General features: G+C 58.2%; 7 protein-coding genes and 10 pseudogenes. 11 read left to right on the top strand and 6 right to left on the bottom strand.

Annotated elements, in window-relative coordinates; translation table 11 throughout:
- Positions 1-75 precede the first annotated feature (75 nt).
- A pseudogene (gene metF, locus B4967_RS03985) lies at positions 76-916 on the bottom strand (methylenetetrahydrofolate reductase [NAD(P)H]).
- A gap of 140 nt (positions 917-1,056) precedes the next feature.
- On the opposite strand from metF, the gene B4967_RS03980 reads away from it, so the two are divergent.
- Positions 1,057-1,992: an AEC family transporter gene (locus B4967_RS03980; RefSeq protein WP_083023723.1), complete on the top strand. Its 936-nt coding sequence runs from the start codon at positions 1,057-1,059 to the stop codon at positions 1,990-1,992.
- Here the strand turns inward: B4967_RS03980 and B4967_RS18725 are convergent.
- From B4967_RS18725 to metK, 3 genes and pseudogenes are all read right to left on the bottom strand, one after another.
- The gene (locus B4967_RS18725) at positions 1,989-2,762 is read right to left on the bottom strand and encodes a helix-hairpin-helix domain-containing protein (protein ID WP_243470314.1); all 774 of its coding nucleotides are present in this window, start codon (positions 2,760-2,762) and stop codon (positions 1,989-1,991) included. The genes B4967_RS03980 and B4967_RS18725 overlap by 4 nt on opposite strands.
- A gap of 94 nt (positions 2,763-2,856) precedes the next feature.
- Positions 2,857-3,636, bottom strand: a complete 780-nt coding sequence (locus B4967_RS18720) for a hypothetical protein (protein WP_243470313.1) — start codon at positions 3,634-3,636, stop codon at positions 2,857-2,859.
- 239 nt (positions 3,637-3,875) lie between these two features.
- A pseudogene (gene metK / locus B4967_RS03970) lies at positions 3,876-5,096 on the bottom strand (methionine adenosyltransferase).
- 246 nt (positions 5,097-5,342) lie between these two features.
- Here metK and tkt point away from each other — a divergent pair.
- The 7 genes and pseudogenes from tkt (at position 5,343) to B4967_RS03935 (ending at position 12,350) form a co-directional block, all read left to right on the top strand.
- A pseudogene (gene tkt, locus B4967_RS03965) lies at positions 5,343-7,333 on the top strand (transketolase).
- Positions 7,334-7,369: 36 nt separating this feature from the next.
- Positions 7,370-7,723, top strand: a complete 354-nt coding sequence (locus B4967_RS03960; protein ID WP_083023722.1) for a CidA/LrgA family protein — start codon at positions 7,370-7,372, stop codon at positions 7,721-7,723.
- Positions 7,713-8,435 (top strand): annotated as a pseudogene (locus B4967_RS03955) (LrgB family protein). Before B4967_RS03960 ends, B4967_RS03955 begins: the two are co-directional and overlap by 11 nt.
- Positions 8,436-8,494: 59 nt before the next feature.
- Positions 8,495-9,524 (top strand): annotated as a pseudogene (locus B4967_RS03950) (type I glyceraldehyde-3-phosphate dehydrogenase).
- A gap of 58 nt (positions 9,525-9,582) precedes the next feature.
- Positions 9,583-10,753: pseudogene (locus B4967_RS03945) on the top strand (phosphoglycerate kinase).
- A gap of 65 nt (positions 10,754-10,818) precedes the next feature.
- Positions 10,819-11,884 (top strand): annotated as a pseudogene (fba, locus tag B4967_RS03940) (class II fructose-bisphosphate aldolase).
- 136 nt (positions 11,885-12,020) lie between these two features.
- Positions 12,021-12,350, top strand: coding sequence for a hypothetical protein (locus B4967_RS03935; RefSeq protein ID WP_243470312.1), 330 nt, complete (start codon positions 12,021-12,023; stop codon positions 12,348-12,350).
- A gap of 10 nt (positions 12,351-12,360) precedes the next feature.
- Here B4967_RS03935 and B4967_RS03930 read toward each other — a convergent pair whose 3' ends face one another.
- Positions 12,361-12,852: a hypothetical protein gene (locus B4967_RS03930; protein ID WP_083023720.1), complete on the bottom strand. Its 492-nt coding sequence runs from the start codon at positions 12,850-12,852 to the stop codon at positions 12,361-12,363.
- A 249-nt stretch (positions 12,853-13,101) separates the two neighbouring features.
- On the opposite strand from B4967_RS03930, the pseudogene B4967_RS03925 reads away from it, so the two are divergent.
- From B4967_RS03925 to B4967_RS03915, 3 genes and pseudogenes are all read left to right on the top strand, one after another.
- A pseudogene (locus B4967_RS03925) lies at positions 13,102-13,799 on the top strand (HAD family hydrolase).
- A gap of 1 nt (position 13,800) precedes the next feature.
- Positions 13,801-14,175 (top strand): translation initiation factor Sui1, encoded by a 375-nt coding sequence (locus B4967_RS03920; protein WP_083023719.1) that lies wholly within the window; start codon positions 13,801-13,803, stop codon positions 14,173-14,175.
- A 49-nt stretch (positions 14,176-14,224) separates the two neighbouring features.
- Positions 14,225-15,134, top strand: a pseudogene (locus B4967_RS03915) (nuclease-related domain-containing protein).
- 8 nt (positions 15,135-15,142) lie between these two features.
- On the opposite strand, the pseudogene B4967_RS03910 reads toward B4967_RS03915, so the two are convergent.
- Positions 15,143-16,475 (bottom strand): annotated as a pseudogene (locus tag B4967_RS03910) (deoxyguanosinetriphosphate triphosphohydrolase).
- Between the last annotated feature and the right edge of the window lie 92 nt (positions 16,476-16,567).

The following is a 16,567-nucleotide window of genomic DNA, read 5'->3' as shown; positions in this document are numbered from 1 at the left end:
CGCCATGCCTGGCGCACCATAAAAAAACCGGCCTGCATCGAAGATGCAGGCCGGTATGATCAGCAGGCAAAAGCGTTAGCTCAGGTTATCCACCACCTTCAAGACCGGGGCTGCCTGATTCAGCGTGTAGAAGTGCAGGCCCAGGCGCGCCGCCATCCAGCAGGCGTTCACACAGGCGAGTCACTACATCGGTACCGAAGGCCGCAATGGCGTCGCTGTCATCGCCGTAGGCTTCTAGCTGCTTGCGAATCCAGCGGGGAATTTCCGCGCCGCAGGCATCGGAAAACCGCGCCAGCTTGGTGTAGTTGGTAATCGGCATAATGCCGGGAATAATCGGCTGCTCGACGCCCAGCGCCCGCGCTTTATCGACGAAATGGAAATAGGCATCGGCGGTAAAGAAGTACTGGGTAATCGCCATGTTGGCACCCGCATTCATCTTTCGGGCAAAGTTTTCCACATCCTTATCGAGGCTGGGGGCCTGTGGATGAGATTCCGGATACGCCGCTACCGCGATGTCGAAGTGGTCGCCTGTCTCATTGCGAATGAACTCTACCAATTCATTGGCGTAGCGCAGCTCGCCGATACTGGCCATCCCGGAGGGCATGTCACCGCGCAGGGCCACTAGGCTATCGACGCCCTCTTCCCGGTACTGCGCCAGTAAATCGCGCAGCTGGGCCTTTTCGCTGCCGATGCAGGAGAGGTGCGGCGCCGTGGTGATGCCACTTTGGCTAACGGTGCGCACGATATCCCGAGTGCGCGCCTGGGTGGAGCCACCCGCGCCGTAGGTGACCGAGAAGAAACGCGGTTTACGAGCGGCCAGCTCATCACGCACGTGAATTAGCTTCTCCCGACCTGCATCGGTGTTGGGCGGAAAGAATTCAAAGCTAATACCTAACGGATGCTCTTGGCTGCTCATGGTTTGTCCTCGCAGTGCGGTAACGTGATCATTATTTGAGGTATTCTCGCTGCTTCGCCGCGCAGCGGCTAATGAAAGATTCCACGGTCGACCTTCAATTCGGCTCATGTTGGCGCTACCGCGTCTATCAAGGAGGAGAAATGGACTTAGCACCCAGCGCTTTAATGGGCCCGCTGCTTATGCTGTTAGGGTATGTGGGGCTCGGCTTTATTGCCGCCCAACGGTTGAAAATAGACCCGCGCCCGATCGCCACGCTGCTGGTGTACCTAATTGCGCCGCTGACAATTTTTCGCGCGCTGATGAATGGCGGCCCCACCTCAGAGTATTTGGTGCTCACCCTGGCAATGTTTCTGTTGGTCAGCGCCATGGCCCTGGCCGCTCGCTGGGCCACCCAGCACCGCTTTGGCCCGCAGGAAGGCGCGCTGTTGGCGTTCTCTTCTGGCCCCGGTAATACCGGCTACTTTGGGCTGCCCGTCGCACTAATTCTGCTGCCGCCGGAAGGGGTGACGCTGTATCTCTTCTGTATGCTGGGCATTAACCTGTATGAGTTCGCGGTGGGGTTTTATTTGAGCGCCCGTGGCCACTTCTCGGTACGCCAGAGCTTGGCCAAAATTATTCGTCTGCCGCTGGTCTATGCGTTTCTCTTAGCGCTGCTGCTACACGCGCTCAACGCCACGCTGCCGGAATCACTGATGAGTTCATTAGCGGTCTTTCCCGCCACCTATACCCTGCTGGGCATGATGATCATTGGCATGACGTTAAGCCAGGTCCCCCTCGCCGCGTGGGATACGCGCTTAGTGGCGACCTGCGTGGGCCTGCGCTATTTGCTCTGGCCGCTGGTGATGCTGGGAGCGGTGCTGGTGCTCCAGCAGTTCACGCCACTCGCACCGGAGCTGGCGATGGCACTGCTGCTATTAGGCGTGGTGCCCTTGGCCTCGAACGTCGTCGTTGTAGCTATGGAGTTGGGCATTCAGCCGCAGAAAGGTGCTTTAGCGGTACTGACCACCACACTGCTGGCACCGCTGTTGATCCCGCTCTATCTGGGGCTGATGCTGCGGCTCACCGGTCTCGCTTAAAACCCATCGACGCCCGCTTGCTGCAGCTGGCGGGCCATGCGCTGAACAACTGGGTGGCTGAAGAAGGCAACGAGCGCTTCGCCGCGTACCGGGCCAACGCCGGGCACGACTTGCCAATCGGTTCGAGAGTAACCCGCGAGGGTGTACCAATCGCCTAGCCGGGCATCGCCTCCTGGCGGCATCCCCAGCGCCGTTAGCCATGTCGCATAGGGCGCTTGGCGCGCCGTGTCGAACTGTGCCATCAACGCTGCGGCGGTGGTCGCGCCAATACCGTGGGCTTGCTGTAGCTGCTCTGGCGTTAGGGCCAACCAACCCAATAGTTCAGTGACCACACCGGCCTCCATCAGCGCCTGCCAAGTGCCTTCGCCAATCCCTCGCATGCCCAGCTGCTCGCTGAGATAGGTTAAGCGGGCCAGCAGTTGGGCGCTGCATTCTGATGTTCGCTCGGGCGTTAGCGTAAAGCAGCTCAACAGATGGTAGCGCTCGGGCGGTGGGGCGCTTAGGGCGGCTCTTTCACGCGTTTGCCACACCACGCTGTCTACCTGAGGAATCGTCAAGCCCGCCAGCGTCACCGCCACGTGGTCACCTGGGCGCACGTCCGACGCCTGCCAGCGCTCCAATGAACCCAGCGACACGCGGCTGATGCGCCGCCCTTCCAGAGTTACTGGGTAGAGCCATAGCAGCGGCGTTACGCGCCCGGTGCGCCCCACCCGAAACTCGACCCCGCGCACCTGAGCTAGCGCCTGCTGAGACGGATACTTCCAGGCCACCGCCCACTAAGGGGGCGATGACGACCAGCTGCGCACGCCAGGGCGATCAGCCTGTTTTAACACCACGCCGTCGGTGGCAAACGGCAGCGGGCCGTTAAACCACCGTTCGCGCCACTCGGCGGCCGCCTCCTGGCCGCTGATCGAGTGGGTGTAATCGGCCGTATCGAAACCCAGCGCCGTCAGTTGTGCCAGCCGTCCGGTCATCTGCGTCGGGCCATCCGGCCAATCCCATACGAATAATCCGATGCGATTCAGCGTCTCTTGGCTTGGGTCGCGCTGCGCCATGGCACCGGCCACGGCACTTCGGGCACCCGAATCTGGCTGGCGTGCCTGCACGTGGTTCTCCAAACCGCCAGTAAAGCTCGCCCTGCAGCACCGCAGAGACGGGCTCAGGAAGCGTTACGGGCACACCGGGCAGTTGCTGAACCCGCACCGTCCAATCCTGCCCCCGCTCGCCGTCTCCACGGCTAACAGCCTCGACGAGCTCCCCATTCTGATAACGCAGCGTCACCGCCACGCCATCCACCTTGGGTTGAATCCATAGGTCTTCGCGGCGGCTAGCAAAGCGTCGAATACCTTCTTCATCGGCTTTAGTGAGTCCGGTTTGAGCGGCCGGATGCGTGCGGGTACCGTCGCTGCTGGTCACTCGGGTAAGCGGCTGGTGGGGAGTCGGGGAATCCAAGCAAGCTTGCCAGTTTTCCAATCGTGCCAGCGCCTGATCGTACAGCTCATCAGCAATCAGCGATTCGCCGTCATCATGGTAAGCGCGGTCCCACACTTCGATATGTTCAGCTAGCGCCTGGGTTTCCAGCGCCAGCCGCTCGGCGGGCCAGTCGGGGCACATGTCTGCCTGTGCGAAAAAAGTGACACTCATTAACCGGCTGCCGCTAGGCCCGCCATTCCGGTGATTCGCCAACCCGGCATACGCATCCTCACGTGGTGAACGGGAGATTTTTCAGCCCTTATTAAAGTTAACTTATATGAAACTGGCAGAGATGCAATGCGTATATGACCACTCTCAGAGCTGCGTTCGGCACATAAAAAAGCGCCCCCTGGCGTTAACCAGAGGGCGCTTTTCGCTAACCCATGGCGCTCATTGCGCTTGCGGGAAGCTTATAGGCCAGCGGCCTGACGCAGCGCGTCTGCTTTGTCAGGTTTTTCCCACGGGAAGGCTGTAAACGTCTCGGTGTGCGTTTCGCCTTTGTCGTCTACCCAGCTGTAGCTGTGCTCAAACGGCTCGCGGCCAAAGTGGCCATAAGCCGCCGTCAGACGGTACATCGGGTGCAGTAGATCCAGCATCTTGGTGATCGTGTAAGGGCGCAGATCGAAGTGCTCGCGCACCAGATCAACAATTTTAGCGTCGTCGATTTTGCCAGTACCGAAAGTGTCGATAGACACGGAGGTCGGCTCGGCCACGCCAATGGCGTAGGAGACCTGAATCTCGCACTTGTCCGCCAGGCCCGCTGCTACGACGTTTTTCGCCACATAGCGGCCAGCGTACGCGGCGCTGCGGTCTACTTTCCACGGATCTTTGCCCGAGAACGCGCCGCCACCGTGGCGCGCCATGCCGCCGTAGGTATCGACGATGATCTTACGACCGGTCAGGCCACAGTCGCCCACCGGGCCGCCAATCACGAACTTGCCGGTCGGGTTGATGTGGTTTGGGTGTTGGCATCCAACCACTCAGCGGGAATCACCTGCTCAATGACTTCACGCTTAATCATTTTGCGCAGGTCTTCTTGATCGATTTCCGGGTCGTGCGGAGTGGAGAGGACAATCGCATCCACGCCACACGGTTGGCCTTCAGCGTTATAGCGGAAAGTGACCTGGCTCTTGGCATCCGGACGCAGCCACGGCAGCAGGCCGTTTTTACGCAGCTCCGCCTGACGCTCGACCAAACGGTGCGAGTAGTGGATCGGCGCAGGCATGAACGAATCGGTTTCGTTCGTGGCATAGACAAACATCAGGCCCCTGGGCGCCCGCGCCTTGGTCTTCCGGCTTGGTACGATCAACGCCCTGAGCAATATCGACACTCTGCTTGCCAATCAGGTTGATGACGCCGCACGTCGCACCGTCGAAGCCCCCCTGAGAAGAGGTGTTGCCGATATCGGTAATCACATCACGCACCAGCGTCTCTAGATCCACCCACGCGGAGGTGGTGATCTCACCGGCAATAATGGCAACGCCCGTCTTCACCATCGTTTCACAGGCAACGCGGGCCTGTTTATCCCGGGCGATAATGGCATCTAACACCGCGTCTGAAATCTGGTCGGCAATCTTATCGGGATGGCCTTCGGAAACGGACTCGGAGGTAAACAGGGAATATTCGCTCATCGCGCACTCGACCCTCTGTATGACGGCTGCTCTGTTATGACCGCAGCATCAGCAGGAAATCATGGCAGGAAGCTCCCTGTCCGTATAAAGAAGCGGCACCATCACTTTCACCTCCACTTCGGGAGCCAGAGTCTACACGCTGTTGCAAGTTCTTCCCACAACGTGCCCCTGAGAATTTGCCGCCGCCGGGGAAGTCAGCGACAATAGCGCCTTTATTCTTTCCGTTTTCAGGCGAGGAGCACCCCCATGCCGTCCCGTTTTGAGCTGGCCAATGCCATTCGCGCCCTTTCCATGGATGCTGTTCAGAAGGCCAAATCCGGCCACCCTGGCGCCCCCATTGTATGGCTGATATTACCGAGGTGCTGTGGAATGACTACCTCAAGCACAACCCCGAAGACCCCAAGTGGGCTGATCGTGATCGGTTCGTGCTGTCGAATGGTCACGGCTCCATGCTGCTCTACTCGCTTTTACACCTAAGCGGCTATGAGCTGAGCCTGGAACAGCTGCAAAACTTCCGCCAGCTGCACTCGCCCACCGCTGGCCCCCCGGAGTTTGGCTACGCTCCCGGCATCGAAACCACCACCGGCCCGCTGGGCCAAGGCTTTGCCAACGCGGTGGGTTTCGCGATTGCCGAGAAAACCCTGGCCGCGCAGTTCAATCGCCCAGGCCACACCATCGTTGACCACCACACTTGGTGTTTCTTGGGCGATGGCTGCTTGATGGAGGGTATCTCCCACGAAGCGGCGTCCCTGGCGGGCACTCAGCAGTTGGGCAAACTGATTGCCCTTTACGACGACAACGGCATCTCTATCGATGGCGAAGTCGAAGGCTGGTTCACCGACGCTACGGCCAAGCGCTTTGAGCCCTACGGCTGGCACGTGGTACCGAACGTCGACGGCCATAAGCCTGAAGAGATCAAGGCGGCCATTGAGCTGGCGAAGAGCCATGACGACAAGCCAAGCCTGATCATCTGCAAAACCATTATCGGTTTTGGTGCCCCCAACAAGCAGGGCAAAGAAGAAGCTCACGGCGCACCGCTGGGTGACGACGAAGTGGCTCTGGCACGTAAGCAGTTGGGCTGGGAGCACGCGCCTTTCCATATCCCCGAACCGATTTACTCCGCCTGGGATGCCCGCGACGCCGGTAAAACGCGCCAGCAAGAGTGGGAAGGCCGCTTCGCTCGCTACACCGAAGCCTTCCCGGAAGAAGCGCGTGAATTCAAGCGCCGCATGAAAGCGCAGCTGCCCACGGAGTTGGCGACTGAAGCGCTGATCCAGCAGGCCCAAGAGAAAGCCGAACGCATTGCCTCGCGTAAAGCGTCGTTTGAAGCGCTGAACGTGATTGGCCCGCAAATGCCAGAACTGCTCGGCGGCAGCGCTGACTTAGCGCCGTCTAACCGGACATTCTGGAAAGGCGCGAAAGCGATCACCCCCGACGATGCCCGCGGCAACTACCTGCACTACGGTGTGCGTGAATTCGGCATGGGCGCGGTGATGAACGGTATCGCTCTGCACGGCGGATTCGTGCCGTACGGCGCGACCTTCCTGATCTTTATGGAGTACATGCGCAACGCCGTGCGTATGGCGGCGCTGAGGGGTCAGCAGGCTATCTACGTGTTTACCCACGACTCTATTGGCCTGGGCGAAGATGGCCCGACGCACCAGCCGATTGAGCAGCTCACTAGCCTGCGCACCACGCCGAACCTGAACACTTGGCGCCCCTGTGACGCCGTGGAGACCGCCGCTTCCGGGGATGCCGCGATTAAGCGCCACTCTGGCCCGCCGGCGCTGGTACTCTCGCGCCAGAACCTGCCGCACCAGCAGCGTACCAAGGCCCAGCTCGCGTCTATCCAGCGCGGTGGCTATGTGCTGAAAGATAGCGAAGGCACCCCAGAGCTGATCCTGATTGCCACGGGCTCCGAAGTCTCCCTGGCGATGGACGCCGCGGCCGAGCTGGAGCAGCAGGGTAAAGCCGTACGCGTGGTTTCCATGCCTTCGGCATACCGCTTTAACGGCCAAGACGCTGACTACCGTGAAAGCGTGCTGCCCAAAGCCGTGACCAAGCGTATTGCCATCGAAGCTGGGCATGCCGACTACTGGTACAAATACGTTGGTCTCGATGGCCGCGTGATTGGCATGACCACCTTTGGCGAGTCGGCCCCGGCTGGCGAGCTGTTCAAGCACTTCGGCTTTACCGTCGAGAACATTGTTAAACAAGCCAATGAGCTGCTGGGTTAATCCCCCGCTCACGGGTCACGCAGTGCGGGCATCGCGATGCCCGCACTAAACGGTCTGCTATGGCTAATTAGCTACTGGTTGATCGGAGAAGTGGTCATTCACTTCTCCGGTTTACCCATCTCTTCTGGGGTGGTGGGCATGCTGCTGCTGTGCGCCACCCTCGCTATGATCGGCAGGGTGCCCTCCAGCCTTGCTGCCGCTGCCCAACCGCTGATTGCACTCCTGGCTATGCTGATTATGCCGGGCGTGGTGGGTGTATTCTTTATTCTGGATGAGCTGGCAGGCCAATGGCTGGCCATTGTGGCCGCCCTGCTACTCGGCACGCTGCTCAGCGTGTTCACCACGCTATGGTTACTAACGCGTTTGATGGGACGCAGCCATGCTGACTAACCTGCTGCCCGCCTTAACCGCAACGCCTTTACTGGCCGTTGGACTAACGCTGGCCGCTTATTTGGTGGGCAGCGCAGTTTTTATACGGCTGGGTAAGCCCTCCTGGCTGCCCGCTATTTTGATCGCGGCACTCCTTTTGGCCGCAATACTAGCGCTGTTGGGGCTGCCTTACGCCACCTACCAGCAGGGCGCTACGTGGCTAACCGTGCTGTTAGGCCCCGCTACGGTGGCGCTGGGTATGCCGCTTTACCAGCAACTGCCGCGCATCCGTGAACTCTGGCGACCGCTAGCCGCCTGCCTGCCTATTGCTGCTGCTTTTGCGGCTTGCTATGCCTTGGGCATTGCGTGGCTGTTGGGAGCGAGCCCAGACATTTTGGCCTCCATTGCGGCCAAGTCGGTGACCGCGCCTATTGCCATCGGCATCACCGAACAGCTCGGCGGCAACGTTGCGCTATTAATGGGCTCGCTGCTAGTGACCGGCGTGCTGACCATCCCCTTTGTTAGCTTGGCGGATCGGCTGCTACGTATCAACGATTAGCGGATCATCGGTTTTGCGCTGGGGCTCAATGGGCACGCCATTGGTACAGTGCGAGCGTTTGATATTAGCCCTACCGCCGGGGCGTTTGCCTCGCTCGGAATGAGCCTAACCGGTATTTTTACCGCGCTGCTGCTGCCGCTGGCGTGGCGGCTAGTGGGCATCGGGGCTGGGTAAGCAACCCCCGGTGAAATACGCTATCATCGGGCCACTTTTTCTAAGAGCCGCATCGCAACATGGCGAACGCTTCCACTAAATATCGCATTGCTATCAATGGTTATGGGCGCATTGGCCAGTGCGTGCTGAGGGCACTGGTGGAACGCCAACACCCAGAACTTGAGGTGGTGGCGATTAATGAGCTTTCTGACCTCGCCACCATCACGTATCTCACCCGTTACGACACCACCCACGGACGCTTCCCAGGTGAGGTGGACAACGATGGCAGCGCCTTGCTCGTCAACGGCCAGCGCATCCACGTGCTGTGCGAACGCGACCCGCAAGCGCTGCCCTGGGGTGAGTTGGATATCGACCTAGTGTTGGAGTGCTCGGGTAGCTTTAAGGATCGCGCCACCGCCGAGCAGCACTTTAACGGCTGGGGCCAAGCGGCTGCTGTTCTCCCAGCCCGCTGAAAACGATGTGGATGCTACCATCGTGTGGGGCATCAACGAGCATGAGCTTGCCCCCACGCAGCGCATTCTTCTCTGCGGCGTCCTGCACCACCAACTGTTTAGTGCGCTGCTTACCGTGCTGGATGAAGCATTGGGTCTGGAGCACGGCGTCACCACCACGATTCACTCGGCGATGAACGACCAGCCGGTGATCGATGCGTATCATCAAACCGACCTGCGCCTAACTCGCTCTGCCATGCAGTCGATCGTGCCGGTGGATACCGGCTTGGCAGTGGGTATCAGCCGTCTGATGCCGAGCCTGGCCGGGCGTTTTGAGTGCCTGCACGTGCGGGTACCCACCATCAACGTCTCGGCCATGGATGCCGCGCTGACCGTACGCCGCGATACCAGCGCCGCCCAGGTGAACGCGCTGCTACACAGCGCCAGCCAGCAGCGCTTGCAAGGGGTGCTAGGCTATACCGAAGCCCCCATGGCATCGATCGATTTTAATCATGACCCCCGCTCTGGCATTCTAGACGCCACCCAAACCCGGGTGGCTGGCACACGCTTGATCAAGCTGCTGTGCTGGTTTGATAACGAGTGGGGCTTTGCCAACCGCATGCTGGATATCAGCCAGCGCTTGGCAACGTTTCGCTAATTGATGGGTAGCATCACCTAGCGCTCTTACATTCGCTTGAACACAGGAAACCGCTCACATGAACGTGCAAAAAATGACCGACCTGCCCCTGGAAGGGCAGCGTGTGCTGATTCGTGAAGACCTGAACGTGCCGATCAAAAACGGCCGTGTTTCCAGCGATGCCCGCCTTCGCGCCGCACTGCCGACCATTCAAGCAGCGGCCAAAGCGGGTGCCAAAGTGATGCTCATGAGCCATCTGGGCCGCCCCACGGAAGGCGAGCCTGCCGACGAGTTCTCCTTAGCTCCCGTGGCCAAGCACCTTGGCGAGCTGCTGGGTAGCCCCGTCAAACTGGTCGACGACTACCTCGACACCGCGCCCACGCTCAGCAACGGCGACGTGGTGCTGCTTGAGAACGTGCGTTTTAACAACGGCGAGAAGAAAGACGACGAACAGCTGGCCAAGCAGTACGCCGCGCTGTGCGATATCTTCGTGATGGACGCCTTCGGCACCGCCCACCGCGCTCAAGCTTCTACCCACGGCGTGGCCCGCTTTGCGCCCACCGCCTGTGCAGGCCCGCTGCTGGCTCAAGAGCTAGACGCACTGGAGAAAGCCTTAGCGAACCCGGCGCGCCCGATGGCGGCTATTGTGGGCGGCGCCAAAGTCTCCACGAAGCTCGACGTGCTGACCGCACTCTCTGATAAGTGCGACCAGCTTATCGTCGGCGGCGGGATCGCCAACACCTTTATCGCGGCGGCAGGCTATAATGTGGGCAAATCGCTCTACGAAGCCGACCTGATCAGTCAAGCCAAAGCGCTAATGGAGAAAGTCTCTATTCCGCTGCCCACTGACGTTGTTGTGGCAACGGAGTTCTCTGAATCCGCAGAAGCAGTGGTGAAACCGGTGGACCAGGTCGCTGATAACGAGATGATTCTGGATATCGGCCCGGACACCGCTGCCCACTTGGCCAGCCTGCTCAAAGATGCTGGCACTATTTTGTGGAACGGCCCCGTGGGCGTTTTTGAGATTGATCAGTTTGGCAAAGGCACCGAGGTGCTCTCCCATGCCATTGCTGACAGCCGCGCATTTTCCATTGCCGGTGGCGGTGACACCCTCGCTGCGATTGATAAATACGCCATTGCCGACCGTATTTCCTATATTTCCACCGGTGGCGGGGCGTTTTTAGAGTACGTTGAAGGCAAACAGCCTACCGGCTGTTGCTGCACTTGAAGCTGCGGCCAAGCGCGGCTAATACGTAATAATTGAACTTGCACGCTCACTGCACCCGTTCACACTGACAACCTATAAGGTGACCCCATGGCTTTAATTAGCATGCGCCAGATGCTCGACCACGCCGCCGAATATGGCTACGGTATTCCCGCGTTCAACGTCAACAACCTTGAACAAATGCGGGCTATCATGGAAGCCGCCGATGCCACCGACTCTCCGGTGATCGTGCAGGCCTCCGCTGGCGCGCGTAAATACGCCGGGTGCCCCCTTCCTGCGCCACCTGATTTTGGCAGCAGTGGAAGAGTTTCCGCATATTCCGGTAGTGATGCACCAGGATCACGGCACCAGCCCTGCGGTATGCCAGCGCTCTATCCAGCTCGGTTTCTCCTCCGTCATGATGGACGGCTCGCTGGGTGAAGATGGCAAGACGCCGATGGATTACGACTACAACGTTGACGTCACTCGTCGCGCAGTAGAAATGGCCCACGCCTGTGGCGTCTCTGTAGAAGGCGAGCTGGGCTGCCTGGGTAGCCTGGAAACCGGCATGGCTGGTGAAGAGGACGGCATTGGTGCCGAAGGCAAGCTGGATATGGAACAGCTGCTGACCGACCCCGAAGAAGCCGCTGCGTTTGTAAAGGCTACTCAGGTCGACGCGCTGGCGATTGCCATTGGCACCAGCCACGGCGCGTATAAATTCACCAAGCCGCCGACCGGCGACACGCTTTCCATTCAGCGTATCAAAGAGATCCACGCGCGCATCCCGGATACCCATCTGGTCATGCACGGCTCCTCTTCGGTGCCGCAGGAGTGGCTGGAAGTGATCAACCGTTACGGCGGTCAAATTCCGGGAACCTACGGCGGACCGGTTGAGGAAATCGTCCAAGGCATCAAGCACGGCGTGGGCAAGGTGAACATCGACACCGATCTGCGCCTAGCGTCCACCGGTGCTGTGCGCCGTTTTATGGCAGAGAATCCGTCAGAGTTTGATCCGCGCAAATTCTTAAAAGAAACGGTCACCGCTATGCGTGACCTGTGTATTGCCCGCTACGAAGCCTTTGGCACTGCTGGCAACGCGAGCAAAATCAAGCCGATTAGCCTGGAAGCGATGTTCCAGCGCTACGAGCGCGGCGAGTTGGCTCCTAAGATTAAGTAAGCAGCTAAGCAATTAGCAACGCTAAGGCGGCCTTCGGGCCGCCTTTTTTGTTGCAATGCAGCACCAATAAGCTATTACTAGAGAGCGCCACCCCACATTTCTTCACCAGGCAGCCCTCACTATGAAGCAGTCCCAAATGCCCCTGTTTACTCCTCCCACCGCCATGTTTGATGTGTGGAAGGTCGGAATGATGGGGATGGAACTATGGAGTTCGTCGCTATCCACGATCGCCATGCGTCAACAGCTATGGCAAACACAGCCCTTTTTTAGCCCGTCTATGATGCGCGAAAACCAGCGCATGGTGACCGAAAAAATTGAGGCCAGCATAGAAGCTGGCCTCGTAATGCAAAAAGCGTTTTTCAGCGCGATGCGTGGTCAGTACGCGCCCTGGTGGATTACCAGCCAGAAAGCGATGAAACCCTATCATCGACGCAGTAGCGCCAACTCACGACGCCTCTCCCGCTAACGGCGGTAGGTTACTCGTTATCGTCGTTGCTCTGCTCATCTTCACCGCTTTCAATCGCATCTTCAGCGCTGCCGGTACCACCCGTGCCACCTTCGGTATTTTCGCTATCGGCATTAGTACTGTTGCTCTCTGTATCAGTACTGGTGCTCTCCGTCTCAGCGCTGCTGCCCTCGGTGTCAGAGCCAGTGTTCTCTGCCTCAGTGCTGCTGCTATCTGCCTCAGTGCTGTTATTTGCAGTGTCTTCAGTGCTGCTATCGACTTCGGCCGTGTCAGTGTCCTCTTCAGCACTAGACGCTTCCGAAGCCGACATATCAGAGGAAGGCTGCTCATCGCGCTGAACAGAACCTGCCTTAATACCGTACTTCTCTTCTAGCGCCGCATCATCCAGCGCTTGGTGCTGCTCGCTATCGGCGTTGGTCTCAGGTTCTGCCAACACGCTAGCCGCAGAGGCCATCAGCGCGGTACCAAATACAAATGAGAGTAACCAAGGGTTGAATCGCATATACATCTCCATTTTATGGTTATTGCGGCGTCGCCTAACTACTATAGCGCTTCTCCTAGCGATTAACATAGATTGCCTTAAAAACCGGGTAGTTAACTTAATGATGGCATAGGCAAATGGCATCTAGGGGCAAGCTAACCGTAAAAAATTATAAAACAGTGTTCACAAAGTCCCAAAAATCTCGTTCAATAGCAGTCTAGTCGGCTTAAATTAACGCGAGTAGCGCTTGTAGCGCTGCAAGGAACTTCCATGCCGCTTCCACTTCTGCTGTTTGATTGTGATGGCACCCTCGTCGATAGCGAACCCCTGCTTGCTGAAGAGATGGACCGGGGCATCACTACGGTGGGCCTACCGTTTGCCTCCTCCGATTACCTAGGGGAGTTTCGTGGTGCCCGCTTCCGACGCATTGTGGCAGAACTTCAAACCCGCTACGGTGAAGTAGATGCGGACCGGTTAAACCGTATGGAACAAACCATGCGGGCCAATCTGGCAGACCGGTTAGCCAACGAGTTAACCACCATTCCCGGTGCCCGGGAATCACTTGACGCCCTATCACGCTATCCAAGCGCGGTGGTATCGACGGGCCAGAAACGAAGATTCGCACCGCACTCAATGCCACGGGGCTTAGCCATTACTTTGCTCACCGTCTATTTAGTGGCTACACCGCTAACTGTTGGAAGCCAGAGCCCTGTTTACATCTTCACGCAGCCAGTATCATGGGGTTTGCGGCAAAAGACTGCATTGCGATTGATGACGCCTTAGTTGGTGTTCAAGCAGCACTGCAAGCGGGCATGACAGTGATTCATTTGAATCGCTTCCCCGATGCCGAAGCAACACCGGAAGGCGCTATTATGATTAGTAATATGTATCAACTGCCTGCCGTTGTTGAACAACTGACCCACGAGCGATGGCAGGCCACCATGCCGCATCACTCTACAGAGAAATAGTATGGCTTCATTACGTGATCAGCTCGGTGGCCTTGTTTACTCTACCGAGCATGGCAAAACATGCCCCGACTGTCGGGCACCTATTGACGAATGCCGCTGTGAAGACACCAGCGAGCAGGCACGGCTTGCTACGTTAGATGGCATTGTACGCATCCGCCGTGAAACCAGCGGGCGTAAAGGAAAAGGCGTGACTACCATCAGCGGTATACCGCTGGCCCACGCTGAACTTAAGACGCTGGCCAAAACGCTTAAACAGCGCTGTGGTACGGGTGGTGCAGTTAAAGAGGGCGTGATTGAAATTCAAGGCGATCATCGCGAAACACTGCGCGATGCCTTAACCTCAATGGGTTATAAAGTAAAATTAGCTGGCGGTTGATGCGTCCCACGCACACTCCTAGCTCATGGCGAAAGGGCAAGGCACGACAATGGTTTGGTTGGAATACCTGCTACCGCTCATCTTTTTGTTCCCCATGGCGGCGATGGGCGGCATTGTATTAGCCTTGCGTAGCCTTCACGATGCCCGCGTGCACTCCCCCTTTGACGCGCCGCTGCGCGAGCCTGGCCAAGCTCTTCGCCACCGCTTGGATCAAGCCTTCTCTAGCCTATTTCTGAATGGCACTCTCGGGCCATTAATCAGTCTCGCGCCGTTGGGCTACGGCATGGGACGTATGCTGTTTGTGGATAAACAGGATTGGGTCGAGTGGGCGCTGTATGGTTTGCTGAGTACGCTGCTGGTACTGGCCTTTTCATTACTGCTAGTACGCGACTACCAGCGCATTCGCCGTTTAAAACTCGGACTTGCCTGCGAGCTGGCGGTGGGCCAGGAGCTGGAGCGCTTAGTGCGCCCCGAAGCGCATCCTTATTATGTTTTCCACGATGTACCTACCGACAGTTTCACTATCGATCATGTCGTCGTGACGCCTCATTGCCGTGTTTGTGGTGGAAACCCGGGCAAGGGCGCTGGCGATTGGCACCGATGGCAAGGAGCTGAACTGTGTGGCGGGAGAGAGTGAGCGGCTACGCTTCCCCCACTGGCAGGAGCCGCGGCCGCTGCATAAAACCCCTCAGGGTGTCAGCTGGCTTACCCCATGGTTAGAGCGGCGCTGCGGCGTACCCGTACCCGGGAAAGGGGTGTTAGTGCTTCCCGGTTGGGCAATCGACACAAGCGAAGCTGCGTCAGATATCTTGGTAGTGAGCGGCGAGCAGCTTGCCCGCCAGCTTACCTAATTAACCCCAGGACAGATGAGCGATGCCATTCACGATAAAGTCATCCATATTCTGCTGGAACGGGCGCGGCTGATGGAGCTCAAGCCCCTCCGCCAGCCGTCCGTTTAATGGATCGCTCAGTCGCCGCGTAAGCGACCGCCCATCTCTTGGGCAAGATCGACTGCGTAGTGGTCGGTCATCCCGCCAAATGAAGTCCAGCATCCGCCGGTAGCTGTCATAGAGTGTCCACGAGGGTAGCGGTGTATTCTCGCCAATTAACGCCAGCACCCGCTGGTGTTTGAAAGAGCTTTGCCCCGTGTGGTGCAACTCATGGGCCGCACCGATGAAAGCTTCTAACAGGATCCCCAGCGTGGTGTAAGCACCAATCTCCAGCTTCGCCTTGCGCTCATTCTGGAAAATACGCTCACGAGCCAGCTGCTTGGCAGACTGCACACCCCAGCCTAAATCCGGGTGACACAGCTCTAATAAATCTTCGCTGAGGGTGCCGCTGAGTAGCGCCTGCTCATGCTGTACAAATAATGCCCAAACATCGTTTACGGCCCGCTCCATGGCAGCACCTCTGAGTAGGGCGATACGGCGGCGTTGCGAGACATTTTTACGCTGCATCTCGGCATACTCCGGTGGGAACTCCCCGGCCATTTGACGCAGAATCTCAACCACTTCCTCGTAGCGCAGAATGACCATCTCCAGGCCATCTTCCAGGTCTAATAAGGCGTAGCAAATATCATCTGCCGCTTCGACAAGCCAAGCCAACGGGTGGCGGCACCAGCGCTGCCCCCCTTGGGGAAGTACCCCAACCGCATCCGCGACCTCTTTTAACAGCGCCTGCTCTGACTGGTAGCAGCCAAACTTACCCGCCCTGCCGCTATAGCGTACCGTCCAGGGATATTTCAGCAGCGTGCCAAGCGTAGCCGCCGATAAGCGCATGCCACCGTTGAACTGGTTGTACTCAATCTGGGTAATCACGCGAAAGCCTTGAGCGTTGCCTTCATAGGTCAGCAGGTCTTCGCGCTCAGCCTCTAATAGGCCATCCAGCAGGCCACTGCCCTGGGCACGGCGAAACCAGTCGCGTATCGCGTACTCACCGGCGTGACCAAAGGGCGGGTTACCGCTGTCATGGCCCAGACACGCCGTTTACACAATAACGCCCAAATCAGCGGGGGTAATCCAGTCAGGGAGGCGGTCACGCAGCAGCTCGCCCACAATCATTCCGAGAGAGCGGCCGACACAGCCAACCTCAAGGGAGTGGGTTAAAAGCGTGTGGATGTGATCGTTTTCAGTCAGAGGGTGCACTTGGGTTTTACGCCCCAAGCGTCGGAAAGAGCCGGAAAAGACAATGCGATCATGATCTTTATGAAAGGGGCTACGCCCAATTTCCCGGGTGCTATCTGTTCGTTTATCGTGAAGGCGTCGAGGGGAAAGTAACTGATCCCATTGCATTTGTGTCATAGCGCTCCTCCTTGGAGTTCACATTCTGACATAAAAACGCGGACATAAAACGACAGATAGAAAAACAAAAAACCCAGCCTATTGGCTGGGTT

The sequence above is a fragment of the Vreelandella lionensis genome (genome assembly GCF_002087295.1).
Taxonomy (GTDB): Bacteria; Pseudomonadota; Gammaproteobacteria; order Pseudomonadales; family Halomonadaceae; genus Vreelandella; species Vreelandella lionensis.
The sequence above is the reverse complement of the archived record's forward strand: the minus strand, read 5'-3'. Positions and strand labels throughout refer to the sequence as shown.